This is a genomic window from Pseudobacteriovorax antillogorgiicola, assembly GCF_900177345.1.
GTDB classification, from domain to species: Bacteria; Bdellovibrionota_B; Oligoflexia; order Oligoflexales; family Oligoflexaceae; genus Pseudobacteriovorax; species Pseudobacteriovorax antillogorgiicola.
In genome coordinates this window covers 372,306-397,385 of sequence record NZ_FWZT01000001.1, presented here as the reverse complement: position 1 = coordinate 397,385, position 25,080 = coordinate 372,306, and the positions used below count along the sequence as shown (strand labels likewise).

23 protein-coding genes are annotated in these 25,080 nt (G+C 47.4%); 9 read left to right on the top strand and 14 right to left on the bottom strand.

The annotated features are described in order from the left end of the window. Window positions 1-17: 17 nt before the first annotated feature. The 6 genes from B9N89_RS01985 (at window position 18) to purF (ending at window position 8,592) form a co-directional block, all read left to right on the top strand. A complete protein-coding gene (locus B9N89_RS01985; protein ID WP_132314483.1) occupies window positions 18-989 on the top strand; it encodes a PorV/PorQ family protein in 972 nt (323 codons plus the stop codon). A gap of 19 nt (window positions 990-1,008) precedes the next feature. Further along, entirely contained in the window at window positions 1,009-3,579 is a 2,571-nt protein-coding gene (locus B9N89_RS01980; RefSeq protein ID WP_132314484.1) for a M16 family metallopeptidase, read from the top strand. 191 nt (window positions 3,580-3,770) lie between these two features. Next, entirely contained in the window at window positions 3,771-4,448 is a 678-nt protein-coding gene (locus B9N89_RS01975; RefSeq protein ID WP_132314485.1) for a succinate dehydrogenase cytochrome b subunit, read from the top strand. 41 nt (window positions 4,449-4,489) lie between these two features. Continuing rightward, window positions 4,490-6,403, top strand: a complete 1,914-nt coding sequence (locus tag B9N89_RS01970; protein ID WP_132314486.1) for a fumarate reductase/succinate dehydrogenase flavoprotein subunit — start codon at window positions 4,490-4,492, stop codon at window positions 6,401-6,403. Continuing rightward, window positions 6,403-7,152, top strand: a complete 750-nt coding sequence (locus B9N89_RS01965; protein WP_132314487.1) for a succinate dehydrogenase/fumarate reductase iron-sulfur subunit — start codon at window positions 6,403-6,405, stop codon at window positions 7,150-7,152. Before B9N89_RS01970 ends, B9N89_RS01965 begins: the two co-directional genes overlap by 1 nt. 15 nt (window positions 7,153-7,167) lie before the next feature. Then, window positions 7,168-8,592 carry an amidophosphoribosyltransferase gene (gene purF, locus B9N89_RS01960; protein WP_132314488.1) on the top strand — a complete coding sequence of 475 codons (1,425 nt, stop codon included), beginning with the start codon at window positions 7,168-7,170 and terminating at the stop codon, window positions 8,590-8,592. Here the strand turns inward: purF and B9N89_RS01955 are convergent. Then, window positions 8,581-8,784, bottom strand: a complete 204-nt coding sequence (locus B9N89_RS01955; protein ID WP_132314489.1) for a hypothetical protein — start codon at window positions 8,782-8,784, stop codon at window positions 8,581-8,583. The genes purF and B9N89_RS01955 overlap by 12 nt on opposite strands. Before the next feature lie 105 nt (window positions 8,785-8,889). On the opposite strand from B9N89_RS01955, the gene B9N89_RS31180 reads away from it, so the two are divergent. Further along, window positions 8,890-9,051, top strand: coding sequence for a C1orf53 family protein (locus B9N89_RS31180; RefSeq protein WP_159455076.1), 162 nt, complete (start codon window positions 8,890-8,892; stop codon window positions 9,049-9,051). Here B9N89_RS31180 and rph read toward each other — a convergent pair. The 13 genes from rph to B9N89_RS01890 all read right to left on the bottom strand — a co-directional run bounded on the left by rph (window position 9,048) and on the right by B9N89_RS01890 (window position 23,676). Beyond that, window positions 9,048-9,782 carry a ribonuclease PH gene (rph, locus tag B9N89_RS01950; RefSeq protein WP_132314490.1) on the bottom strand — a complete coding sequence of 245 codons (735 nt, stop codon included), beginning with the start codon at window positions 9,780-9,782 and terminating at the stop codon, window positions 9,048-9,050. The genes B9N89_RS31180 and rph overlap by 4 nt on opposite strands. A gap of 127 nt (window positions 9,783-9,909) precedes the next feature. Beyond that, window positions 9,910-10,281, bottom strand: coding sequence for a hypothetical protein (locus B9N89_RS01945; RefSeq protein ID WP_132314491.1), 372 nt, complete (start codon window positions 10,279-10,281; stop codon window positions 9,910-9,912). A gap of 94 nt (window positions 10,282-10,375) precedes the next feature. Next, a complete protein-coding gene (gene secA / locus B9N89_RS01940) occupies window positions 10,376-13,009 on the bottom strand; it encodes a preprotein translocase subunit SecA (RefSeq protein ID WP_132314492.1) in 2,634 nt (877 codons plus the stop codon). Between the two features lie 189 nt (window positions 13,010-13,198). After that, the gene (locus B9N89_RS01935; RefSeq protein ID WP_132314493.1) at window positions 13,199-14,143 is read right to left on the bottom strand and encodes a M23 family metallopeptidase; all 945 of its coding nucleotides are present in this window, start codon (window positions 14,141-14,143) and stop codon (window positions 13,199-13,201) included. A 17-nt stretch (window positions 14,144-14,160) separates the two neighbouring features. Beyond that, complete coding sequence (locus tag B9N89_RS01930; protein ID WP_132314494.1) at window positions 14,161-14,910, bottom strand: Stp1/IreP family PP2C-type Ser/Thr phosphatase; 750 nt, start codon at window positions 14,908-14,910, stop codon at window positions 14,161-14,163. Between the two features lie 147 nt (window positions 14,911-15,057). Continuing rightward, window positions 15,058-16,053, bottom strand: a complete 996-nt coding sequence (locus tag B9N89_RS01925; RefSeq protein ID WP_132314495.1) for an isocitrate/isopropylmalate dehydrogenase family protein — start codon at window positions 16,051-16,053, stop codon at window positions 15,058-15,060. Window positions 16,054-16,165: 112 nt separating this feature from the next. Continuing rightward, a complete protein-coding gene (locus B9N89_RS01920) occupies window positions 16,166-16,711 on the bottom strand; it encodes an NUDIX hydrolase (protein ID WP_159455075.1) in 546 nt (181 codons plus the stop codon). A gap of 13 nt (window positions 16,712-16,724) precedes the next feature. Next, a complete protein-coding gene (locus B9N89_RS01915) occupies window positions 16,725-18,356 on the bottom strand; it encodes a ribonuclease J (protein WP_159455074.1) in 1,632 nt (543 codons plus the stop codon). Window positions 18,357-18,421: 65 nt separating this feature from the next. After that, window positions 18,422-20,035 (bottom strand): AgmX/PglI C-terminal domain-containing protein, encoded by a 1,614-nt coding sequence (locus B9N89_RS01910; protein WP_234996054.1) that lies wholly within the window; start codon window positions 20,033-20,035, stop codon window positions 18,422-18,424. A gap of 45 nt (window positions 20,036-20,080) precedes the next feature. Further along, the gene (locus B9N89_RS01905; protein WP_132314499.1) at window positions 20,081-20,605 is read right to left on the bottom strand and encodes a hypothetical protein; all 525 of its coding nucleotides are present in this window, start codon (window positions 20,603-20,605) and stop codon (window positions 20,081-20,083) included. Next, window positions 20,602-21,072: a hypothetical protein gene (locus B9N89_RS01900; RefSeq protein ID WP_143478093.1), complete on the bottom strand. Its 471-nt coding sequence runs from the start codon at window positions 21,070-21,072 to the stop codon at window positions 20,602-20,604. The genes B9N89_RS01905 and B9N89_RS01900 overlap by 4 nt, the downstream gene beginning before the upstream one ends. A 37-nt stretch (window positions 21,073-21,109) precedes the next feature. After that, on the bottom strand, window positions 21,110-21,907 hold the full coding sequence (locus tag B9N89_RS01895) for a MotA/TolQ/ExbB proton channel family protein (RefSeq protein ID WP_132314501.1): 798 nt from the start codon (window positions 21,905-21,907) through the stop codon (window positions 21,110-21,112). Window positions 21,908-22,128: 221 nt separating this feature from the next. Further along, on the bottom strand, window positions 22,129-23,676 hold the full coding sequence (locus tag B9N89_RS01890; protein ID WP_132314502.1) for an HD domain-containing phosphohydrolase: 1,548 nt from the start codon (window positions 23,674-23,676) through the stop codon (window positions 22,129-22,131). Between the two features lie 163 nt (window positions 23,677-23,839). Here B9N89_RS01890 and B9N89_RS01885 point away from each other — a divergent pair, with 163 nt between their 5' ends. Together B9N89_RS01885 and B9N89_RS01880 are read left to right on the top strand one after the other, a co-directional pair. Further along, complete coding sequence (locus tag B9N89_RS01885) at window positions 23,840-24,271, top strand: hypothetical protein (RefSeq protein WP_132314503.1); 432 nt, start codon at window positions 23,840-23,842, stop codon at window positions 24,269-24,271. Between the two features lie 182 nt (window positions 24,272-24,453). Next, a complete protein-coding gene (locus tag B9N89_RS01880) occupies window positions 24,454-25,035 on the top strand; it encodes a phosphatase PAP2 family protein (RefSeq protein WP_132314504.1) in 582 nt (193 codons plus the stop codon). Window positions 25,036-25,080 lie beyond the last annotated feature (45 nt).

Below are 25,080 nucleotides of genomic sequence, written 5' to 3'. Positions count from 1 at the left end.
TCTGTAAGGAGGTTTCTGTGAAGTGGATTGCTCGGGTGTCCTTGATGGGGGCCCTAAGCTCGCCCTGCCATGGGGTCGAGAGAGACTTTAGAATACCGGATGAATACGAGTTAGCTGGCTCTTCGACTCTTGGGGTCATGAATGCAGGTGTAGCTCAGGCTACAGGGATCGACGCTATTTACATCAATCCTGCATTGCTAGTCCTCGATCGTGAGTACTCGGTCTCCGCAAGTTATCACTGGCCTACCGAGGGGCGAGATTATTACCGTTTAGGAATAGTCGATGGTAAGACGTCTCAGTATGCTGCGGGTGCGTCTTATGTTGGTTTTCAAGGAGATGCCAACGATTCATTTGTTGACCCACTTAGCCGGGATAGCCGCGTTCTAAAGCGTGCCTCGCTCGGGGTGGCTTATCCTTTTAGGTGGTTTGCTGTCGGTATCGCAGGCTACTATGTCGAAGGACTTGAGCCGGAATTAGAACAGCAGAAAGTCGTTGATGGCTTATCCCTCGGTGTAGGGGCAGTGGCATACCTAGCACGCTCACTACGAGTGGGGTTGTCGGCCCAAAACCTCAATAATGACAAAGTCCAGGCCTTTGCTCCTCGATTCTATAAGGCAGGTCTCTCCTGGGATATGATCGAAAACCTAGTCTCCTTGCATGCGGACTACCGGCAACGAGAAAGGGTGAAGGACTTTGAAGGCTCGCTTGTAGCGATTCCGGGGCTGGAGTTAGATGAGTCTTCCTTAAAGGGTCTACAATCCCCAGAAAAAATGGTATTTTTGGGCGGAAAAGCAACCGTATATAATCTCTTAAAAGTGGCCACAAATTTTGGAACTACGGTAGGCGACGATGAGCGTCGTAGCAGCATTGCAGGCAGTATCGGTGTTTATCAAAAAGACTACTCATTCGTGTACACGGTTTCTCAACCCCACATGAATTACAGCGATTTACAGTCTGCTCTCACGCTGCAAGTGTTCATGAAGATCTAGTGGCTAAGAATGGATAAGTATGCTCCACAGAAAGCTTAGCAACGGAACTGAAGTTGCAATCAAGGAAACCCACTTTTCACGAATGGTAGCCATTCAGTGTTGGGTGGGAGCTGGCTCGATTCACGAACAACCTGACGAATATGGGATGGCTCATGTTCTTGAGCACATGCTCTTCAAGGGAACAGAGGCCCATGGAGTTGGCGAAATCTCGCGTCTCGTCGAAAGTTACGGTGGCGATATCAATGCTTTCACCACCTTCGATCACACGGTATTCTACCTAACCCTGACCACGGAACATTGGCGGAAGGGGCTTGAGCTTCTTGCTGATGCAGTTTTTAACAGTGCCTTTGATGAAGACGAGTTGACCCGTGAAAAGGAAGTCATCCTAGAAGAAATCCGGCAAGGTCTCGACAATCCTGGCAACCAGTTGGGCCGCAAGGTATTCGAAGAGCTGTACCAAGGGAGCCCCGCGGCCAGGCCGATCATTGGCACAGTGGAATCAGTTTCAGGGTTTGATCGTGATAAAGTGAAGGGCTTTCATCAGCGATGGTATCAGCCGAACAACATGAAGGTGGTTGTAACCGGTGATGTTGATACGGCAGAGATTTATGAAGCCATCAAGAGCCTGTTTGGCAAAGTTGAAGGGCAAGCGCCTCATGTGGAAATTCCCCTCAATTGCTCTCATCCGTCTACAATTCCTGTTCATCTAATCGAAGGTGAATATGCACAGCCTAGGATTGAAATTGCCTACCCGGGGCCTGCGATGGAACACCCTGATCACGTGGATCTGGATCTCGCTGCTTTTGCCCTAGGGGCTGGAGACTCGTCACGTTTAACTCGCAAGCTTCGGGATGAGCAAGGTGTTGCAAGTTCCGTGGGCTGCTCGCTTTATAGTCCTAAGTTCGGTGGGATATTTGGTGTGAGTGCGATTCCCGAACCTAGTAAAATTTTAGAGTGCATTTCTAGCCTTGCGGAGCAATTAGGTCGTTTGAAAGCTGTCGAGCCAGTGACCAGCCGCGAGTTAAGTCGGGCGATTACAAACCTGAGAGCTGATCAGCTCTATCAAGAGGAAACAGTCAATGGTCAAGCGCGCTCCCTCGGCTTCAGTCTTAGCACCAGTCACAAAACCCAGTATGATGTGGTCTATGAAGCAAAGGTTTTGCATGCGAGTAGTGATTCAGTTACGAATGCTATTAATGGCTGGCTAAAGCGGGACCAGGCAGTTCTTGTGGCTATTGTTCCTAAAGGCATGACACTGGCGGAAGAGAATGTGCGGCAGGCTTATATCAAGGGCTTCACGTCCGGAACTGGAGATCTCAAGGAGGCTGCTCCTTCGGCGGTTGTCAATTCAGTTAGTAAGAAGCTTGGACCCACGATTCTAGATATCAAGCCAGGTTTAAAACTGGTCTACAGACGTCATGCCGGTCCATCGCTTTTCAATCTTGTGGCCGTGACAGAAGGTGGTTTGCGGGCTGATGGCTCTAATCCGGGGATCCAAAACTGCTTTGCGAACTTATTAACCTGCGCATCCAAGTCTGCAAGCTACGAAGAGATCATCGAAGAGATTGAAAGTAACGGCGCTGTAATGGCTGGTTTCTCGGGGAAGGACAGTCTTGGCATCAAGCTTCAGTGTTTCTCGGATCACGTTCACCATATGGCGAAAATTTGGCGCGACTGTCTTCTGCATCCGGTATTCCCTGAGAGGCAATGGGAAATTACCAAACTTGAGATCCAAGATGATATGAGGTCCGAACAGGATTCTCCTGCAAGTCTTGCTGTGCGACGGTTTCAAGAAAGAGTCTTTGGCGATCACCCCTATCGCTATCCACTCTATGGTAGCTGGGATTCAGTGTCAGCAATGACTCCATCAGCCTTAGTCAGCGACTTTCAAAGTTTTCGTGATCAAGGCCCTTGGGTGGTGGGTGCGGTAGGTGATCTTCCCGAAGAGGAGGTTGAAGATTTAGTCCGAGAGCTTTTCGATTCTTGGGAACCTCAGGCCGGTCGCCGTAGCCTTTACCCTGCTAAAGACTTCGAGGTGGTTTCAGAGCATGCCAAGATTGAGGCTGATAAGGAGCAAACTCATATTGTTTATGGTGGAGCTGGGTTGAGCTGGGATGATCCCGACCGATGTGCCTTAGATGTACTATCTACCATCCTTGGCGGAAGCGGGGGACGCTTTTTTGTCAACTTAAGGGACAAGGAAAGTCTTGCCTACACGGTGACGCCAATGCTCACATATGGTCGTCATAAAGGAGCTTTTGGAGCTTACATGGCTTGCGCCCCTAGGAAGGTCGATCAAGCTCTACAGGAGCTTCGTCGTGAGTTTATGACTATTGGCAAAGAACTTTCGTCCGCCGATGAAATAGATCGAGCCAAAAACTATCTGATTGGCTCCCACGAATCCGAGATGCAGCGGGGCGATGCTCAGGCAATGACCATGGCTCTGATGGAAGCTTACGGCCTAGGCTATAATGACTTCCTGCTTTATTCTGACCGTGTCCGCTCTGTGAAAGCAGAGGATGTCATGCGCGTCGCAACCCGTCTTCTCGATCCTGATCGCTTGACAATGGTGACTGTAGGTCGGCAGTAACTGCGGTGGGTGGACCGCCCCAGTCCTCTCTATATGCTTAATCTTCTTTTCATGTTATCTTGTCAAAGCTTGGTGCGCCATAGCCGCACCTATTTCGCCTTTATCGTGGAAAAACTTTTGCCGATCAGTTAAGTAACAGCGGGTTAATTCCGTTTTGCGACTATGTTTATTTCCGTGCGGAGACATCATTTATGAGCTGGATGCTACACTTTTTTCGTTCGTCACTAGGTTCAAAGTACCTTATGGCAATCACCGGGCTGGGGGTTTATGGCTTTTTCATCGTTCACATCCTCGGCAATCTCACATTATTCGCTGGTCAGGATGCGATGAACAATTATGCGATCGCTCTGAGGGAAATTCCCTTTGGCGGGCTTTGGATCGCTCGGTTAGGTCTTGTGGCCATGTTTGCGATTCACATTGTTACCGCGATTCGCCTCACTGCGGCCAACAAGAGCGCCCGCCCGCAGGGCTATGCAAAGGGCAATACAATTCAAGCGTCATTCGCGTCCCGTTTCATGCCGCAAACTGGCATGATCATTCTTGCCTTCGTCATCTTTCATTTGGCTCACTTTACCTGGCGTGTTGTCGCCTACGATGGGCCTTATGTAGATAGCATGGGTCGCGATGATGTCTACACCATGGTTGTTGCAGGCTTCCAGCAACCTTTATTGTCAGTTTTCTATATGGCCGCTGTGATACTAGTGGGAATACATCTCAGCCACGGATCGAAGAGTATGTTTCAGTCGCTGGGTCTCAATCATCCCAAATATCGTACATTCATCAACTTAGTTCCCCCTTCGATCGGTTGGCTCGTAGCACTCGCTGGCGTCAGTATTCCGCTCGCTGTGCTCTTGGGTATTGTCAAGTAAACCGATAAGAAGTCATTGCAAAGAACGCAAAAGGAGTCGACATGCAACTAGATGCTAAAATCCCAAGTGGACCCATTGCAGAGAAGTGGGAAAAGCATAAATTCGAAATGAAGTTGGTGAACCCAGCAAACAAGAGAAAATATCGTGTGATTGTCGTGGGTACAGGCCTTGCAGGAGCCTCGGCTGCTGCGACTCTCTCAGAGCTAGGCTACGAGGTTTATAACTTCTGCTATCAAGATAGCCCGCGAAGAGCTCACAGTATTGCGGCTCAAGGCGGAATCAACGCAGCCAAAAACTATCAGGGAGACGGAGACAGCGTCTTTCGACTTTTCTACGACACGGTAAAAGGTGGCGATTTCAGGTCTCGCGAGGCCAACGTTTATCGTCTTGCTCAGGTGTCAGTGGATATTATTGACCAGTGCGTGGCCCAGGGCGTTCCCTTTGCTCGGGAATATGGCGGTCTACTAGCGAACCGCTCCTTTGGAGGCGCTCAAGTGTCTCGGACCTTCTACGCTCGTGGCCAAACGGGGCAGCAGCTTCTATTGGGTGCATATTCCGCGCTAAGCAAGCAAGTTGGTGCTGGTAAGGTTAAGATGTTTCCCCGAACGGAAATGTTGGATCTCGTTTTGGTTGATGGCCAAGCACGAGGTGTCGTTGTTCGCGATATGACAACCGGTAAAATATCGTCTTACGCAGCAGAAGCTGTAGTTCTTGCGACGGGCGGGTATGGGAATGTCTTTTACCTCTCAACCAATGCGAAAGGTTGCAACGTAACTGCGGCTTTCCGCGCTTACAAGAAAGGTGCTGGCTTTGCCAATCCATGCTACACCCAGATTCACCCTACATGTATTCCGGTGAGTGGTGACCATCAATCGAAACTGACTTTGATGTCGGAGTCTCTAAGGAATGATGGGCGCGTGTGGGTGCCAAAGAAACAAGGAGACAAGCGGGCACCTGGGGACATTCCAGAGTCAGAACGGGATTACTACTTGGAACGAAAATATCCAAGCTTTGGAAACTTGAGTCCTCGCGATATCGCGTCTCGAAGTGCCAAGGAAGCTTGCGATGCTGGCAATGGTGTTGGCGAAACGGGCCTTGGTGTCTATCTCGACTTTGCTGATGCGATCAAGCGCGACGGTGAAGATACGATCCGGCAGAAGTACGGCAACTTATTCCAAATGTACGAAAAGATTACCGCAGAGAATCCTTATCAGGTCCCGATGCGGATATTTCCTGCGGTCCACTATACAATGGGTGGACTCTGGGTCGACTATAACCTCATGAGTACCATTCCAGGTTTGCACGTTCTCGGTGAAGCTAACTTCTCAGATCACGGTGCAAACCGCTTGGGGGCAAGCGCTTTGATGCAAGGTCTCGCGGATGGCTATTTTGTGATCCCTTACACCATCGCCAATTACCTAGCCAATCACAAGCTAGATAAGGTCGATACAGATCGCCCCGAATTCAAGCAAGTCGAGAAAGAGGTTACCGAAAAAACTAAAAAACTTCTAAACATCAATGGCAAGCGGAGTGTTGATTCATTTCATAAAGAGCTTGGCAAGATGATGTGGGATAAGTGTGGTATGGCCCGCAATAAGGCTGGGCTCGAAGAAGCGATTCAAAAGATCCCGGCTATCAAAGAAGAGTTCTGGCAAAACGTTCGCGTGCTCGGTGATGGAGACTGCACTAACCAATCTTTGGAAAAAGCAGGACGAGTTGCAGACTTCCTTGAGCACGGAGAGTTGATGTGTCGAGACGCATTGGCTCGTGAAGAGTCTTGTGGTGGTCACTTCCGAGAAGAACACCAAACAGAAGAAGGGGAAGCTCTTCGTCACGACGATCAATTTGCTCACGCTGCTGTCTGGGAATACAAGGGAGAGGGGCAAGAACCTGTTCGCCATAAAGAACAACTTGAATTTGAAAACGTCAAGCTAGCCACAAGGAGTTACAAGTAATGAACCTCACGCTACACGTTTGGAGACAAAAATCTGCCAACGATAAAGGCAAGCTAGAAACTTACAAGGCGTCAAACATTTCTGAGCATAGCTCCTTTCTCGAAATGTTGGATCAAGTGAACGAAGAGTTGATTGAGAAGGGGATTGAACCAATCACCTTCGATCACGACTGCCGGGAAGGAATATGCGGTGCCTGCTCGATGGTTATCAATGGGGTGGCCCATGGTCCGGATCGAGGCACCACGACTTGCCAGCTCCATATGCGCAGCTTTAAGGATGGCGATGAGATCTTCATAGAGCCTTGGCGGGCAAAGGCTTTCCCTATTATCAAAGATTTGATGGTGGATCGCGGTGCCTTCGATCGCATTATTCAATCGGGTGGGTACGTGACCATAAGCACCGGCGGTGTTCCAGATGCCAATGCCTTACCCATTCCTAAGGAGAGTGCAGATCAAGCAATGGATGCAGCGGAGTGTATTGGCTGTGGCGCCTGTGTTGCCTCTTGCAAGAACGCGTCTGCGATGTTATTTGTCGCTGCGAAAGTTTCACACTTGGCCACGCTCCCTCAAGGTCAACCAGAACGTACTCGTAGGGTTCTCAACATGGTAGAAACAATGGACAAAGAAGGCTTTGGCAATTGTACCAATCAATTTGAGTGCGAAGCGGCTTGTCCGAAGGGTATTTCTGTTGACTTCATCGCTAAGATGAATCGGGAGTATTTAAAGGCCGGTTTAACCAGTAAGGATTAAATCCGGGAGCTACATATGGCTGGATTCCGCGAAGAATGCGGGGTAGTAGGTGTCGTCGGCGACAAAGAAGCAGCAAACCTCATCTACCTCTCCCTTTATGCGCTGCAGCACCGCGGACAGGAGGCTGCAGGCATAGTAACCCTCAATAAAGAGGGCTCTTTCTCCGGCCATAAAGCGTTCGGGCTCGTAGGGGATGGCTTCAACAAGGACATCCTTGATAAGTTAGAAGGAAAGGTTGGAATTGGGCACAATCGCTACTCAACTGCGGGTGGGAAGATGGTCCAAAATATCCAGCCTTTTTCATTTAATACAGCGATCGGCTCCTTAGCCATTGCCCACAACGGAAATCTCACCAATGCCTCTCAATTGAGGAAAGATCTCGAAAAATCAGGCAGCATATTTCAATCCACTTCGGATACGGAAATTTTCATGCACCTCCTAGCGAGAAGCAATGAGGAGTCCATATTGGAGAGGATCATCGAAGTGATGAAGGTGGTCAAAGGTGCATACTCTTTACTCCTTCTTACGAAGGACAGGCTCTTCGCCCTTCGCGATCCTTTTGGGTTTCGCCCTCTAGTACTCGGGCGTCGTGGAGAAGCTGTCGTTGTGGTGAGTGAAACCTGTGCTCTCGATCTGATCGATGCTGAATTTGAGCGTGAGATTGCACCAGGGGAAGTGGTTGAGATTCATAACGATGGCTCAGTGAAGTCTTACTTTCCAGTTGAGTCGAGTCGCAAGGCGTTTTGTTCATTCGAACCCATTTATTTTGCCAGACCGGATAGCCAGATTTTCAACGAGGAAATCTATGAGCTTCGCAAGAAGATGGGAGCAATACTTGCTCGGGAATCTCATGTAGATGCTGATGTTGTCATTGCTGTACCAGATTCAGGAGTGCCTATGGCTCTTGGGTATGGCAATCAGACGGGTCTTCCTATGGAACTTGGTCTGGTCCGAAATCACTATGTGGGACGCACATTTATTGAGCCTTCGCAGTCCATAAGAGATTTTGGGGTCAAGCTGAAGCTCAATCCGGTCATGTCTTGCCTCAAGGATAAGCGAGTGATTGTCGTTGATGATTCCCTAGTTCGAGGGACAACATCTGTAAAAATTCTTAGGATGATTCGACAAGCGGGTGCTCGAGAGATCCATATGCGGCTCGGTTCTCCACCGATTACGCACTCGTGTTACTTCGGTGTTGATACTCCGGAAAGAAGTCAGCTTCTAGCAGCCCAACGTGATGTTGAGGAAATGAGAGACTTTATCGGGGCTGACTCCCTAGGATTCCTTAGCATCGAAGGCTTGAAAGAAGCTTTAGGAGCGGCAAATAGTCATAACTACTGCTACGGTTGCTTTAATGGCGACTATCCTGAGGACACAGGCCGCGAAATCGAACCTCAGCCAACAGATGATCGAGGGCCTGGGCTTCGCTCAGGAATTTAGATCGTCATCAGGGGGGAACTCTCGGTCTAGGTAGGGAACCCCATACTCCATCAGTTTTAAGATGATTGACGCACGGGTGACGTGAAAGCCTGTTTCACGCCTGATGCGCTTGGCTACATCCTCAAGATATTGAAATTGCTTTTCAGTGATTCGCATGGAAACCATGCGAGACTTCGTTTCCCGCTTTTTCACAGTAGCCTCGTGAGATTATGCTATAGTATCGGAAAGATTAGAAAAATCATGAGAATTAGACGATAACTACCGAATATTAATTTATAAATTACAGGTGTGGCGAGCTTGGAAAAGCTGATCGAGAATGAGGATTATTACTTCGAAGATGGCTTGATGGTGTTAACAGAGGCCTATCTGAAAAAGCGAGGGTACTGCTGTGGCAACGGCTGTCGCCATTGCCCCTATGAAGGAGAGCCAGATGAAAGGCCCTCCAAGCCAAAATCTTAAGACTCAACCTCACGGCCGTCAGCTGCTTCATGCTGCAGGTCAAACACAGGGTTTAGTGCGGCTTCAGCTGCATTCATGATCTCAAGAACCTGCTCTTTGGAGAAGGCTGCTCTTTCAGCTGTTCCTTGGATCTCTAAGAACTTTCCACTCTGAGTCATGACGACATTCATATCTAGGTCAGCGGTACTATCTTCTTGGTAGTCGAGATCAACCAAAACTGCGCTATCACGAAGACCAACAGATACTGCAGCGACAGCATCTGTGAGCGGGTTCTGATTTAGTTTGCCAGATCGAAGAAGCTTATCCACGGCGATCTTCAGGGCCACGTAGGCACCAGTGATCGAAGCCGTTCTCGTGCCGCCATCTGCCTGTATGACATCACAATCCAGTGTAAACGTGAAATCAGGGCATTTGGTTAAATCAATGATGCCGCGTATTGAGCGACCAATAAGTCGTTGGATTTCCTGCGACCGACCTGATGGGGAAGGGCGCTCGCGCCTTGAACGAGTTTGCGTGGAGCCGGGAAGCATTGAGTACTCTGCAGTAAGCCAACCTTGAGCCGGTGTTGCATTGCGTAGAAATGAAGGGACTCCCTCGTCAACCGATGCCGTACAGATAACTTTTGTTTCGCCAAATTCGAGAAGTACGCTACCAGCAGCGTGTTTCGTGTAGTTTGGGACTATTCTGAGGGGGCGCATCTGGTCTGAAGACCGTCCGTCGTGTCGTAACATATAGATTCCTTACAAGTAAGAGGCGCAGTATAAAACGCAGATTGTTCTGTTTAACTAACCGAGCAGCTCTTGACAAGAACTAAGAAAATGATTCTACCAGGCTCTTGCTCGGTAAAAATCCAAGATACTAGCCAATAACGAAGTAAACAATAAGAGCGCAGATCGCGATTGTGATAATGCCAATCAAGCTCTGCTTCCAGAGTTTCTGCTGAAATAGTTCTTTTGAAAGTGTTGGTTCGTCTTCGGGAAGCACGGATTCTTCGGAAACATAGAGTTTCTTCTTGGGAGCGGTGTCTTCCATATTGATCTGAGCCCACTCTCCTCCACCAACACCTTGGGTGAGGGTAGGTTCATCGCCCCCAAAAGCAGTTTTTGCAAATCTTTGTGATGCGGGTGCAGCATTCGGGAACGCTGCATCAATGGCCTGATGAACCATGACCAAGGTACGTGAGACGATGATATCATGGTCCGTTGGGATAAATTCAAAAACCCGCTTCACCAGCTCCTCCCCGTGACATTCAGTGCTTATTATGACAAAAAAGCCAAGCTTTCGTAAGCTTGGCTTTTAATTTTCCATCTGTATGAGCTTGCCCCTAGGCGAGAGGTTCAGCTCCGGGGCGACCGTGACACTTCTTGAATTTTTTGCCAGAACCACAGGGACAAGGATCATTGCGCCCAATTTTATCCAGATCCCGCTTAAATGGTTGAGCTTTTGGCTCGGTCTCGACATGCCCTGAACGAGAGCCATGGTAGATCATGCCATCATCTTCTGCATTGCCACTTGGAGCAGGAGCCGCTTGTGCGGGGCCAGCTTCAGGGTGTGCGAAGTTCATTTGCGTTGTGTCGGGCTCTTCGACTTCCAAATCTTGCTCTGTGGCTAGCTCCGGTGGAGGCATCCGTACAAGTGCTAGAGTTGTCTCGTCTTCAATGCGGCCCATCATGCTTTCGAATAGATTGAAAGCCTCTTTTTTGTATTCTTGAAGTGGGTCTCGCTGTGCATAGCCACGCAAGCGAACATTGTCTTGCAATTGATCCATCGCCCGGAGATGATCTTTCCAAGTTTGGTCAAGAATTTGAAGATAAACAAAGGCTTCCACCTTTTTCATGATATCTTCGCTAACCTTGAGTTTCTTGTCATTGTAGTGCTTAAGGACGATTTCCTGTGTTGCATGAAGGAGAGCGTCCATACTTGCATCTTCGGCATCGATATTGAGATCTAAATCCATATGGAATTCGTTGCTGAGCTCTTCTTGAATGGCCTTCATATCATACGACGGCTGATTGGTAAGCTCAGGAGAGTACTTTGCGCATATACCCTCTGTGATTCCCTCGACGGAGTCTTTCATGAAGGATAAGTCAACCGTACCGTCCAAGATGTTACGGCGACGACCATAGACCACTTTTCTCTGCTGATTCATGACATCGTCGTACTCAAGGACGTGTTTTCGGCTGGAAAAGTTTTGCTCTTCCACACGTTTTTGAGCTTTTTCGATGGCTCTTGTAACCATGGGAGAAATAATCGCTTCCCCTTCCTTCATGCCGAGCCTGCTCATAATTGCTGACAGTCGGTCGGAGGCGAAGATTCTCATGAGATCGTCTTCGAGAGAAAGGAAGAACTTACTGCGACCAGGGTCACCTTGACGTCCAGAACGACCACGAAGCTGATTATCGATACGTCGCGACTCATGGCGTTCGGTACCGATAACAAAAAGTCCGCCTACCGCTGAAACCCCTTCACCGAGCTTAATGTCAGTACCTCGGCCGGCCATGTTTGTGGAGATTGTGACATTTCCCTTTTGGCCCGCGTTAGCAATGATTGACGCCTCACGGCCATGGTTTTTCGCGTTAAGGATCTCGTGGGGAATATTGCGTTGGCGTAGTAGCGACGCCAATAACTCTGATTTCTCAACCGATACGGTACCCACAAGGACCGGCTGGCCTTGCTTTTGAGCCTTAGCAATCTCGTCGGCGATCACATTGAACTTCTCCCGTGCTGTGCGGTAGATCTCATCTTGATCATCCTGACGAGCGATGGGTTTGTTCGTGGGGATGACAACAACGTCAAGCTCATAGATTTTCTTAAATTCAACCGCCTCAGTATCAGCAGTACCAGTCATACCAGCGAGGCTACTGTAGAGTCGGAAATAGTTTTGAAAGGTAATCGAAGCGAGAACTTGGGTCTCGTTTTCAACGGGTAAATGCTCTTTGGCTTCCAGTGCACCATGAAGGCCATCAGAGTAACGTCGACCAGGCATCAATCGTCCGGTGAACTCATCAACGATGATGACTTTATTATCACGGACAACATAATCAACGTCCTTCTTAAAGACTACATGGGCCTTCAGAGCTTGCTGAACGTGGTGGAGGTACTCAATGTTAGATGGATCGTAAAGATTTTCAACCCGCAGCCTTTTCTCAAGCTTGCTGATGCCATCTTCTGTTAGAGAAACGTTCCGCGACTTTTCGTCGACTATATAGTCGCTATCCTTTTGCAAGCCAGGAATTGTCGCATTGACCGTTGCATAGATTTCGGTGTTGGTTTCTGCAGGGCCAGAGATGATGAGAGGCGTTCGCGCCTCGTCGATAAGGATGGAGTCAACCTCATCGACGATACAGAAGTTGTGATCTCGCTGCACATAGCGGCCGAGATCGGTTTTCATATTATCTCTGAGGTAGTCAAAACCGAATTCGTTATTGGTCCCGTAGGTAATATCTGAGTGATAGGCTTCGCGACGTTGCTCATCATTGAGTCCATGAACGATCAGGCCCGTAGTCATTCCAAGGAAGCCGTAAAGCTGGCCCATTTCTTCTGATTGAGTCGAAGCCAGGTAGTCATTGACGGTCACCACGTGGGCGCCTTTGCCTGACAAGGCATGTAAATACACAGGAAGGGTTGCTGTGAGGGTTTTACCTTCACCAGTTTTCATCTCAGCGATACGTCCTTCGAACAGCGCGATACCACCAACCATCTGAACATCAAAGTGGCGCATGCCAAGGGTTCTCTTCGAAGCCTCGCGGACTGTGGCGAAAGCTTCTGGTAAGATATCGTACTGAGTTGCCCCTTTAGCCAGTTTGTCTTTGAACTCTTGGGTCTTTTGCCGTAGCTCGTCGTCGCTCAGCTTCTCCAAACTTGATTCTAGTTTGTTAATGTCGTCGACGATCATACGATATCGCTTGAGTTCCCGATCGTTTTTAGTCCCAAAGATTTTCTTGGCCAGATTTAACATGCTTGTCTCGTTTTATTTATGATGCTCTTCTTGTATGTTGTTTAGACTCACTAAAACGCTGGTAAGTATACTTGCTGCGTGGCGAGAAAAAAAACCCAAAATCCACATTTACTAACAATGTGACTATAGGTCGAGAACCATTAAAGAACTTTAAGGGTTATTGACGGTGTGGCAGGTCAAAATATAGACTTATTGGATATCCAGGATGAATTTCTTGGGGTCTGAGTATCTGCCATTGACCAGAATCTCGTAGTGGAGGTGAGGTCCAGTGGATCTTCCAGTCATTCCAACGGTGGCGATTTGGTCGCCTCTCTTGACTTTTTGACCGGGTTGAACCATATTCTGCGCATTGTGACCAAAGCGGGATACAACCCCGTAGCCATGTGCAATCATGATAAAGTTGCCAAAGCCTGCCTTGGCCCCACTGAAGATCACAACTCCATCTGCAGGGGCGTAGATGGGAGTTCCCATGGGGGCGGCGACATCAATACCTTTATGCATCGTCTTTTGTCCGGTGAAAGGCGAAATCCTAGGGCCGAAGCCAGAGGTGATCCAGCCATCAACTGGTGTGGCCGACGGAATCGATGATAGGAGGCTGCGTTGCTGGCTAAGCGTCGACAAAAGCTTTTGCATCTCAAGAGCATTGCGATTGGCACGATTACCAATGCTTTGGACCCGATCGAAGACGGAGCGAAACACAAGTTTGTCCATATCGATCCCCAGGGGTAAATTCTTCTGGGCCGTGTTTTCGGTCATATTCTTTTCGGCATAGCGAAACTCTTCGGGGGTGAGAGGGCCAATGCCCGTTTTGCGAGAGAACTTCTTAACCTTGAGCTGGGTAAGATCACCTAGTTTCTCACTATAGTCCTGAACTCTCTGGAGTGAGTTTTTTACCTCATCTAGATTGCTCATAAGAAGACGGGCCTCGCCTTTGAGTCCCTGATTTTCAGCAAGTATTTTTTTGTAAGAGGTCCTGATCGAACGCAGTTCGATATAATCGAATACTAAATAGCCCAAAAGACTGGTTAGAAATAGGGACCCAACAGCCAAGGAACGTAAGGCAAACTTGGGGATCTTCAGTTGCTTGGTTTGGCTCGCATTTTCAGGGATAATTAGTATTGTCAAACGCTTCATTGCGTAGGCTCACTCCATTATTCGATTTCGACCACGAGGGCAGTAATATTATCCTCCCCTCCGCGCTCATTTGCCAGCCTTACCATACTATTGACAGAGTTTAAGCCGTTTCGACTGACAGCATTCGATAGCTCTGCATCACTTATTTTACCATGAAGACCATCGCTGCATAGTAAGAGGTAGTCATCCGACTCTAGTGCGAGGCATGAGGCATCGACGTCCTCTTCTTCCTGATATCCTACACTACGGGTGATAACATTCTTTAAGTGATGAACTTCCGCCTCCTCTGGGGTTAAAATACCAGCTCTCACCTGCTCATTCACCAACGAGTGATCGAAGGTGATCTGGTATATAAAACCTTTTCGGACCAAATAAAGCCGACTATCACCCACATGGGCAAAATATGCGTAATTATTGAAAATTTTAACCGCAGTTGCCGTCGTACCCATACCTCGAAGTGTGGGGTCTTCGAGAGAATGTTCGTAGATTTTAGCTGAGGCAAAATTCACCGAATTCGCTAGGCTGGTCATGATCTTTGGATCAGGGTGCCTTTCTGCTTTCTCCATCTCAGCCTTCTTATCCTGCACCCACTGCTGAATTCGCTCAACGCAAATTCTACTGGCGATTTCTCCACCAGCATGACCACCCATGCCGTCTGCCACTATAAAAAGGCCAAGTTCGTTATTCACTAAAAAAGAGTCTTGGTTTGTTGATCTGACACGACCAACATCGGTAGCTCCGACTCCTTTAACTCGCTTGATTCTCACTTGGAAACGGCCTTTTTTGCAATAAAATTAATGATGTAAATGCTAGATTACATGGAAGGTATCGGCTTGATTGAGACATTCTTTAACTTAGATTTCCAAGTTAAAGAAGGGAGTTAAGAGAGCGATGTACGCTCTCTTGGAGGGAGATTAGAGGTTGGATATAATGGCTTCTGTAAAGCCTTTGCACCCTAGTGTCCCACCTAAGTCTTTTGTTCGCGTCTCTGGGTTCGCGAGCGTTTTTTTCAAGGCCGATTCGATTCTAGCAGCCACATCACTTTGGTTGATATGATCGAGCATCGCCGTCGCACTCATAAGGAGGGCGGTCGGGTTTGCTAAGTCTTTGCCGGCAATGTCTGGAGCAGATCCATGAGCAGCCTCAAAGATCGCCTGCTTTTGCCCGATATTGGCACCGGAAGCTAGTCCTAGGCCGCCAATTAATCCAGCAGCTAAATCCGAAAGAATGTCTCCGTATAGATTTTCGGTGACAATCACATCAAACTGCTCCGGCTTCGTCACCATCTGCATACAGCAATTGTCGACAATTAGCTCATCCAGCTCGATGCCTGTGTAGTTTGCAGCGACCTTTCGAACGGACTCCAAAAAGAGACCGTCAGTAAACTTCATGATATTCGCTTTGTGGACGACGGTAACTTTTTTCCGACCAAGCTTTTGAGCAAGTTCGAATGCATGACGGCCAATGCGCTCCGAAGCCTCGGCAGTAATCAATTTAATACCCTGGGCAACACCTTCTGAGACTTTGTACTCGATACCTTTGTAAAGGTCTTCCGAGTTTTCACGGACGATAATCATATCGACATTTTCGTATCGACTCGGGAGTCCTTTGATGGTCTTGATGGGGCGTACGTTCGCATAGAGCTTAAAGAGTTGTCTCATGGATACATTAATTGACCGATGGCCACCGCCAACGGGAGTTGTCGTGGGGCCTTTGAGAGCAACGCCATTATTTTCAAGGCTATCGATGAATTCCTGCGGAATAAGTGTGCCAGTTTTTTCATATGTTGTAAGGCCGATTTCGTGTGCGTCCCACTCAATTTGGGCACCAGCAGCTTCTAAAATGTGCTGAACGCTTTGGGTGATCTCTGGTCCGATGCCATCACCTTCGACTAAAGTAACTTTTCTCATTGGTGTCTCCGATCGTTGATTCTATCGAGGGATGATCTCTATAGCCAAGAGTCCGTCGTTTTGCAAGACTAAGTTCCAAAGACACATTGACACCTACCTGCGTCAGGACATTCTAGGAAAAGTAGTCCCGGCACATGTGAATGGTTAAGGCTGCAAGGGCACTGTTGATTTCCTGGTTCAATGTTTTAGGTATCAGTTCCTTAACGTCACAGGTGATAATGTCGATAGACTCGTTTTCATCGGGGAAGAGCTTTCGGTCTTGCGGTATGGCGCAATCCAAAGCGACGAACATATGGACATTGTTTGTCATTATTGCCGGATTGGGGTTGATTGTTGCGACGTGCTCAACACGTTTTGCTCGGTAACCAGTTTCTTCCTCAAGCTCTCGAATGGCTGCTACCTTAGGGTCTTCACCTTCATCAATCACGCCCCCTGGAATTTCCAGAGTATCTGTCATAGTCCCCACACGTTGCTGCTTCACAAGCACGGCTTTTTGACCCTCTGTAATGGCGAGGACATTGACCCAATCAGGGGCTTTCAGTCTATAAAATGGGTAGTTCAACTCCTTCTTTTTGCGATTATCGATCAGATCGATAGCTTGTACGGCAAATGGTCTGGCCTCTAACAGCGTTCTAACTTGCTTCACCGTCCACTGCATAGGACGCCTCCCTTTAAGAGAAAATCTTTGAAATGACCACGGGCTTTTTAACAAATAGGCTAGAAAGGTAGCGCCGGCAGTGAAGCCTGGCCCACTCGTTAAGATCGTCGAGATTCTCGGTTTTGTGGTGACCCTCGGCGATAATGGCTCTGATGTCTTCTGCACTCTTGGTTTGATGGGCTTCATTGTCAAATGGCAGACCAAAGAACTCAACGTCAATGTTGAATAGGTGGCCGCTTATAACGGCAAGCCCTGAATCACCAATCTTATGTCGCTTTCGCATGGATTCGTAGCTCATAGGCCTCTGCGACCAGGAGTCAACAAATAGCTTATCGAAGTCGAAAGTGTCCTCAACCTTTACGTTACGCTCGGCAACTCGAACGAGACTACCGTTTTCTACTGAAACAGAATGGGGGTGTAGCTCTTCATTGGCTTTTAGCTGAGTAAATGTTCCGTGAACAGGGATATAGTGCTTGGGTTGAATCAGTTCAATGAGTTCTGATAGATCACCACGATGAGCATGGCCACTCACATGAATTCCTGGATCTGATTTATTGGTACGAACATAGACGCCCTTTTTATGCGCTTCACTGGTAATCATAGCCACTGACTTTTCATTTCCTGGGATGACTCGTGACGATAGAATGATGGTATCACCTGCATTCAAGCTCACATGTTTGTGTTCACCAAATACGATTCGTCGCAGACCAGATCGGGGTTCTCCTTGGCTACCACTTGCAATCACCACTAGACTAGATCGCTCTTGGTGTGGAATTTGGCTTTCGTCAATAATCAATCCTTCTGGCGGATGATATCCAAAGACTTGGCTGGCTATCTCTAAGGTCTTTAATATGGAAGCACCCGAAAGGAACACCTTTTTCTTCAGCTTTGAGCAAGCCTCTAAGACAATACGGAGTCGCCAGAAATTGCTTGAGAACGTGGAAAAAACAATCATCCCTTGACTGGTTTTAAAGCATTGGTAGATCGTCTCCTGGACGCTTGTTTCACTGGGACATTTTCCTTCATGACCGCTGTTTGTGCTGTCGGCAATCATTGCTGTCACAGGGGCTATCGACTTAAGGAAGCCCACATCAGGTCCTGGCTCTCCAAAAGGCTGATGGTCGAATTTAAAATCTCCTGTATGAAAAACTGTGGTCTTATCAGCAGTTATCAAGAGACAGCAGCATCCTGGAATTGAGTGAGGGATATGAACCCAATCGACAAAAAGATTTCCGCCACGAATACGATCACCGGGGCTGACCACATGGACCTCTGGCTGGATTCGAGAGCCAAACTTTTGAATTCGATCCATAAAAATTTTTTCGGTCCAAGCAGTCATGTAAACAGGAGCCGGCCACCGCTCTAATATCAGCGGCAAGGCTCCCACATGATCCTCATGTCCATGGGTGATGAAATAGGCTTCTACTTGATCGAAGCATTCCATCAGGGAGGTCAAGTCGGGCACGTGGCTATCGATGCCAATCTCATAGTCGCTGGCAAAGGCGAGGCCCACATCCACGAGATAGAGCTTATCCCCGTAAATGTAAGCAGTTATATTCATTCCAAATGATCCACAGCCGCCCATAAACAGAACGTGGAGCTTTTTTGGGTCTAAAGATTCAATTGTGGTTTTTAAATGGCTCATATCAGTCTCTTTGTCCGAGCAAATTTTGTCGGAACTAACATGGATCACAGACATTAGAAAGTCAATTACCCCTTGGCTGGTGCAAAATAGAAGGGGTACTTAATTTCAACACTACCTCGACGAGGTCGGGGAAATCTCCAATTTGCAATTTTCTTTCGAACGCAGCGAATCATTCTCCGGTCAGAGATGGTTGTATCCAAAAGTTCAATGTCAGAAATTCTCCCTCGTGAGTCGAGCCGCCACTGCCACTCCATGCTGCCTTGAAGGTTTTGGTTGCGCCTCAATGCTAACTCGAAACATAGCTGAAGTTGGAATTTGTTGCGGGTGATTGTTTTGTTGATCAATTCTGGGTTGATCTCTCCTAGCAAAGGCTCCTTGAGCATACCTGTTTTTCGAAGGTCAAATGTAGACGCTTTGATCAAACTAAGTTTCTCATTTAGTTGAGAGAGACCCTCCGGGCTTAAAAAGCTGACATATGGATTTTTTGGACTTACTGCTATCGGCTTAGCATTATCAGGATTTAGGGCCACAGACTTTTCCCGCATTCGTCTCATATCGCTTTGCTGCACCGCTGCAAAGTTCGCAAGTTCCTTAGCTTCTTTGTACATCGCTTTTTCGTCTGCTGTGTTGGGTTCGTCTTCCTCTTCATCCTTCACAGCGGGGCCAGTCATAAGTCCTCGTCGAATCGGTTTCACGCTTCGATAGTTGCTAAAAGCATACTTTTCATCGTTCTCCCAGGCTTTGGATACTTTACGCCGATATTTCAAGGAAAGTTCAAGATTTTTGTGAATGATTTCGATTTTGTCGTGAAGTCGCAGAAGCTGCTGATCCAAGGTTTCCCCTTTAATAGCCGGAATTACAATTAATGAGCTAAGCTTATCCTGGGAAATTTTTCTATCGATCAGGCTTTGTTCGGTTAATAGCTGGCGAATTTCAACTTTCTGATCTCGGTGAAGGTCTTCGTACATATTGTAAGTTGACTTATATATCGCAGGGTTCCAACGACTGCTAAAACCAAGGATCGTCGATGCAAGGTTCATATAGTATTCGAAGGATGAACCAATAAGATCGGTACGATCCAGTCGCAGCTGTAGCGCTTCTGGCAATAGCGCAAGGTGTTTAGGGTGAATGAAGGGTAGGGTGTAAACTGGTTGTAGATCAAAGAAGTTTTTCGGTCGCGTGTCAGGCCTCTTTAGAAGGGCCAATGTAAACGAACCAAATAGCCATGCGGCCGCTAGAAATCCTATAGCCAGTATTTGAAAATCCCGCTTCTCACCAATCCAAAGATTGAAAATCTTACCTCGGTATTCTCCTGTAGGCTTGCGATCTGCTTGGCGTTTAGTTTTTGGGCGTTCCTTCCCAATGCGAATCAGCACTCTTAAGTCATTATAGGCGATACTCCCATAATCACCCTTCTTCATAATATGAGTATACTGAGTATTACGATGAGAGCTGATGTCTTCAATGCGACCTTCAAAAGTCGTAAAGCCTTCCCAATTGGGGTCGAGGTCAACCTCTGCGCCACGCTTGGTGATCTTGATAAGATCAATATCAGTTGGTAGCGGGTAGAAAGGAGCTGTTAAGTCGCCATCTGGTTTAGATGTGAGTCGGATGGTGCCCATTTTATCGAACGGTCGTGATATTTTTGATAGGAGTTCACCGTTCTGTAGAACTTCCACAAAAATCTTATATTCTTCAGATTTTTTTCTTCGGCGAAACATTCCTTAGTTTATAATCCTTGTTTCGAATCCATAGCGAGTGATTTTAGCTGACGATAGTGCAAAAATTAAGGGTTTCAAATGTGCATATTTTAGTCGTTGATCAATTGCTATTACTGCAGTGATCTTTGTTAAACTACTCTCCATCTTGAGTGCCATTGAAAAAGATTCATGATGGGTTTGGCGTTTAAGGTAGTTGATGAGTGGCTCAATGGATTCTAAGTTCTCTGTATTGCTGGGCCAGGAAAATTTTTTCCGATCGGAGGTTACAACATTGATCCTACCATTGTCTTCATAAATCCCCAGCCAGATCCCACCATCCTGGTGACGAGGTGCATCGAGAGGTAGAACATCTACACGGGCTCCGAGTCTCGGATTTAAGTCTGTTAAGAGATGGCCACCGAGTATCATGACCAACATAAAGCCTATCATTGCTGGAAAGGGGTACCACTGAACCGGCTCCTCCAATCGTTCTTTAAGTTTTGTTATCGCCAAGACCCAAGGGCGATCGAAGGCGTTGGGTGATTTCATTTAAGTCCCCCCGCAAGCACCACGCGGGTGAAGGTGCCCGTCTTTCTAAGACCATCTATTGTCTGAACGACCAGAGGTGACGGAATGCTGTCAGTAGGAAGCAGGATCACAATACCCTGATTAGTGATTTTCTTTTTGCTACTGCGAGCATAGACCCACTTTTCAATATCTTTGACTAAAGTGTTGATGTCTGGCGATCCTTCAACGTGCTTTACAATGAATTTGTTTCGAACACTCGATATTTCTTCAGAGAAAGCGTTTACATCACCAAAGATAAATTCTTCCTTTGTTAGAACTACCATGGGCGTCGTGCTAGCAATCTCTCCTGATGTTGCGGCTTGAAAGTTGGATAATGTCGGATCGACAATAGGAACCGACAAGACTGGAATTTCAACAGGAATGAGCCCGTATTTCCCGGCCATGGAAATAGAGCGCAAGGCGAAGGATAAAAGAAGAAATAATCCCATGGTACTTAGAACGATAATTGGTAAGTACCATATAATATTAGATAATCTCTTCTTCGTCCTTAATATCTTCAACTGAAGCATCGTCGAAGCTATCATCTTCTTCCTCTGGTTCGGCTTCTGGTTCATCCAAGTCTGCAGCCGAATCATCAGGCTGCTGCGGAGCCATGGCGACAGGCGCCTCAATAGGTGCGGCTGCGACATACGTTGGTACTTCGTTCGGCACTAGTAAGTTCATGATAACTGAGACTCCGTAGTGAAGTCGCTCCGTGAGCTTGATGGCCATGCCTTTTAGGATTTGGTGGCCGGTTAGAAATATCATGGATATAAGCAAGCCCATTGTTGTGGGGTTTAGTGATTCAGCTATACCGTTAGCTAGCCGAGCTTGTTTTTCGGATGTGTCGAGAATCTCAATTGAATCAAATGCATTCCATAATCCGTCAATAGTTCCTAGAACGCCGATGAGCAGGATTAAAGTAGAGAGTGCCGGTAGAATGCCGATTCGGGTTTCCAACTTGGGAAGGAAGTCTATAGTTTCTTCTTCAATGGTCCCTCGAACTGTTGTTGGATCCCGCTCAGCAGCTTCAAGAGCTTTAAGTCCGATTGCTGGCAGTGACGTGTTTGATGCGTTCTTGCATATACTGACAGCTCGATCGAGGTCTTCTGCTTGAACTGAACGCCTCAAATTGTTGAGAAATTTTCCAAAATCTACGTAATAGCGAAACTGTAGGTTGATGAATCGCTCGAAAATGATCGTTGTGCCTAGAAAACCTAGAATTAATATCAGAATGAGGTAGGTATTACCATTCTGCAAGCTGACGGCTAGCTGACTCCACATGGGACTTCCTCTTTCTAAGAAAGATTAATATTCGTCCCTTTGATTGTAATCTTATGTCCTGGGAAAAATCTTACTAGTGCCTAGTCGATTTTGTGCCTCGGCGTTGTTGACTTTGTCACTCGCTCGTCACCCTACCTAGCACGTACTGTCTTCTCGATCGTTCCTTGTCGCCGAGCCGAGAATTCAATTTGACTAGGCACTAGCAGCATTTGGTCGCTGCTTTATTTGATTTTTGTGATTTCTGTGACAACTCTAGACTCTTCAGCAAGAGCATTGTTTTGAGTCGATGTTTTTTGGGTGAGAGTTCCTTTTTCATGGGCCCGAATGAGTGCCCTTAGAATTTCAGGATCAAATAACTCCCGCTCCTCGTGAATTCGCTCGATCGCATCATCTTCGTTAACAAAGCCCGAATACGACCGCCCAGAGATCATCGCATCATAAACGTCGCCCAGTGCAACGATACGTCCGAAGAAGGGAATGTCTTCGCCTGCTAGTCCATCCGGATATCCTGTGCCATCCCATTTTTCGTGGTGGTACTTCACGCCAGAGATGATTCTCTGGGCATTTGGAAGGTGACTGATGATACTTGCTCCGATAGTGGGATGAAGCTTCATCTCAGCGTATTCTTCTGCACTAAGTAGGGATGCCTTTTTGAGTATGGAATCAGGAATCCCAATCTTCCCGATATCATGACAAAGAGCACTGATCATTAAAAGACGTTTGATCTCTTTATTCAGTTTTAACTCATCAGCGATAGCCATACAGTAATTGGCCACGCGTTCGGAATGACCTCTGGTATAGGTATCTTTTGCTTCAACGGTTGCGATAATCGTATCCATGATTCCGACGAGCCAGCTATCTATTTCTCTTCTTAAAAGTAGAGACTCCATGATAGGAGATGCTCTAAATAGCAGGGCTTGGGCGGCCTCTAACTCAGCAGAGCGGAACTTGTGTCTCGGATTGTCGATCTCTACATGGATTAGTGCTATGATGCTATCATTATGAGTGATCGGCATGATAGCCCTGTTACGACCCGATTGGGTTGTCCGGGTATCCGGCTCTAGTAAGACAACTTGCTTACGAGATAGACAATCCTCGAACGCTCTTTGGCTTAACTGAAATGGAATTGAGAGCTGAAAGTCCTTCTTAGCAAACGGTAGAAGTTGTCTGCTTTTCTCAGACCAGATAAAAAGCGCGGCCCGTGAAGAATTAGGGATCATCTTGCCGATGGATTTTAGCAATGTCGAACACATCTCATTGAGGTCTCGAATAACCATAAGATTACTGTGGTAATTAAAAACCTGCTTGATCGTAGATTCGTTAGACATCACGTTATTTGCAAGGACCGCTGGGTCCAAGCGATTGGCAATGAAAGGGGTGCTGCTAGCGATCTCGCTGATCCCGATAGGGCCTTTGATACCAGCCTTTTCATCAATCTGCATGTCAAACGATAGGAAGTCAGTTGGAATTGTGATTTCACTGTCCGGTGCAAAAAATATAAGCTCGGTGCTACCAAGCAAAATTTTATCGCCGCCTTTCAAGGTTGTGTTGATGACTCTGTCACCATTCACATAGGTGCCATTTCGGGATTCCAGGTCTTCCAGGATATACAGCCGACCCCGTTGTTTGATCCGAAAATGATATCGGGATGCCTCGCCATCAGCGATGACAACAACGTTCTTAGGGTCCCGGCCAATTGTGGCTGGAAACACCTGCAACTCATATCTTTTTCCCGCTTCTTTTCCCCGCTCCACTGCCAGAAACGTCATCTTCGCCCCACGTGTCTATTTTTCTGCCCGACTTATCGGCTCGTTGAGAGGAGCCCTTGAGGGAATATTTTTCCAACTAGTTTCGGAAGGATACATAGCAGTGTGTCTAAAGTTTTGACAGCAAGTTCCGAACAACTAAGAAACTACCTTTGATGGGTGACCGATGAGAATTACATACCTATATGTAGCTCTATTGCTGGCAGAAGTTTCGCAGGCAAAATCGTTACCACCGGTTGGCAAGCGAGTTTACATCATCGAGGATGAAGCACTATATGCCCCAGTGACAATCAAAGGCGAACAAAAGCCCCTCCGACGCCGAGGTGTTCTCAGGGACCCCATTCCGTTGGGCGAAGCTGGCCTGACACGAAGGCGGGAGATTGAGTTCCGCGATCCTGGGATGGAGCCTCGAAAGGAATCACAGCTTAAATTTTCATCACTTGCCATCAAAGGCCGAATTGCATCACCCAGAGTGCAGTTCCAACTAGAGCCCCTGGATCTATACAGAGCCGATCAAGAGCTAAATATCCCCTTGAAAACTAGGCTATTTAGGCAAGCAAGCCAGCAAGAACATCACGCTCGCAAGAGCTCTCGTTAAAGGCTCCCCTGGCATCCCATTGTTCCTGGTTTTCTCCGATCCATCGCGATATATAGATCGGGGTGCCCTTTCCCGTTTTGTGCCGCCGTTCAGACTGTCTTTTTTGAATGTGTATGGACGTTTTTCTAGCAATATCTGGCTGGCTGGTCAATTAAAAAATCTTTTTTGGTGTCAGGAGATTCATGAATTTTGGTGACGTGCTCAATTTCTTAAAATCTGCAGACCTCTACCTTCTATATCAAGTCAATTTGGGATGGTCTAATCCAGCTCTTGATCTCATCATGAGAGCTATTTCAAGTCATACAATATGGCTTATTCCCCTTGGGGGGTGGGCTTATCTTTGCATCCGAAGGAAGCAAAAGTTTTGGTGGCTAGGAGTACTCTTGCTACTCATCGGTGTCGGGCTCGCAGACTTATTTGCCTATCAAGTTCTCAAGCCATACTTTGGTCGTTTGAGGCCTTGTAAGGTTGATGAGATGGTACGGGTGGTGCATTCATGTGGCGGGATGTATAGTTTCCCGTCGAATCATGCCACTAATTCTATGGTATTGGCTGGGATTCTTTTGTGGTGGTCGCGGCCATTGGTAGGTGGGGTTTTTGTCGCTATTAGTTTGCTCGTCGGCTTATCTCGTGTGTATCTAGGTGTTCACTACCCTCTCGATATTAGCTTCGGTTTTTTGCTTGGACTAACTTGGGCTAGTGTTTTGTCTTTAATGATGAAGCGGGTTGAGTGGGTCAGGGTGAGGATGATCAACGTCTTCTAGTGCCTAGTCGATTTGAAGCCTCGGCGATGTTGACTTTGTCACTCG

What these genes read in the sequence shown, in the direction of transcription:
- B9N89_RS01980 (WP_132314484.1), top strand. Translation starts at nt 1,009, where the DNA reads ATGCTCCACAGAAAGCTTAGCAACGGAACTGAAGTTGCAATCAAGGAA.
- B9N89_RS01975 (WP_132314485.1), top strand. Translation starts at nt 3,771, where the DNA reads ATGAGCTGGATGCTACACTTTTTTCGTTCGTCACTAGGTTCAAAGTAC.
- B9N89_RS01970 (WP_132314486.1), top strand. Translation starts at nt 4,490, where the DNA reads ATGCAACTAGATGCTAAAATCCCAAGTGGACCCATTGCAGAGAAGTGG.
- B9N89_RS01965 (WP_132314487.1), top strand. Translation starts at nt 6,403, where the DNA reads ATGAACCTCACGCTACACGTTTGGAGACAAAAATCTGCCAACGATAAA.
- purF (WP_132314488.1), top strand. Translation starts at nt 7,168, where the DNA reads ATGGCTGGATTCCGCGAAGAATGCGGGGTAGTAGGTGTCGTCGGCGAC.
- rph (WP_132314490.1), bottom strand. Translation starts at nt 9,782, where the DNA reads ATGTTACGACACGACGGACGGTCTTCAGACCAGATGCGCCCCCTCAGA.
- secA (WP_132314492.1), bottom strand. Translation starts at nt 13,009, where the DNA reads ATGTTAAATCTGGCCAAGAAAATCTTTGGGACTAAAAACGATCGGGAA.
- B9N89_RS01935 (WP_132314493.1), bottom strand. Translation starts at nt 14,143, where the DNA reads ATGAAGCGTTTGACAATACTAATTATCCCTGAAAATGCGAGCCAAACC.
- B9N89_RS01925 (WP_132314495.1), bottom strand. Translation starts at nt 16,053, where the DNA reads ATGAGAAAAGTTACTTTAGTCGAAGGTGATGGCATCGGACCAGAGATC.
- B9N89_RS01920 (WP_159455075.1), bottom strand. Translation starts at nt 16,711, where the DNA reads ATGCAGTGGACGGTGAAGCAAGTTAGAACGCTGTTAGAGGCCAGACCA.
- B9N89_RS01915 (WP_159455074.1), bottom strand. Translation starts at nt 18,356, where the DNA reads ATGAGCCATTTAAAAACCACAATTGAATCTTTAGACCCAAAAAAGCTC.
- B9N89_RS01905 (WP_132314499.1), bottom strand. Translation starts at nt 20,605, where the DNA reads ATGAAATCACCCAACGCCTTCGATCGCCCTTGGGTCTTGGCGATAACA.
- B9N89_RS01900 (WP_143478093.1), bottom strand. Translation starts at nt 21,072, where the DNA reads ATGGGATTATTTCTTCTTTTATCCTTCGCCTTGCGCTCTATTTCCATG.
- B9N89_RS01895 (WP_132314501.1), bottom strand. Translation starts at nt 21,907, where the DNA reads ATGTGGAGTCAGCTAGCCGTCAGCTTGCAGAATGGTAATACCTACCTC.
- B9N89_RS01890 (WP_132314502.1), bottom strand. Translation starts at nt 23,676, where the DNA reads ATGACGTTTCTGGCAGTGGAGCGGGGAAAAGAAGCGGGAAAAAGATAT.
- B9N89_RS01885 (WP_132314503.1), top strand. Translation starts at nt 23,840, where the DNA reads ATGAGAATTACATACCTATATGTAGCTCTATTGCTGGCAGAAGTTTCG.
- B9N89_RS01880 (WP_132314504.1), top strand. Translation starts at nt 24,454, where the DNA reads ATGAATTTTGGTGACGTGCTCAATTTCTTAAAATCTGCAGACCTCTAC.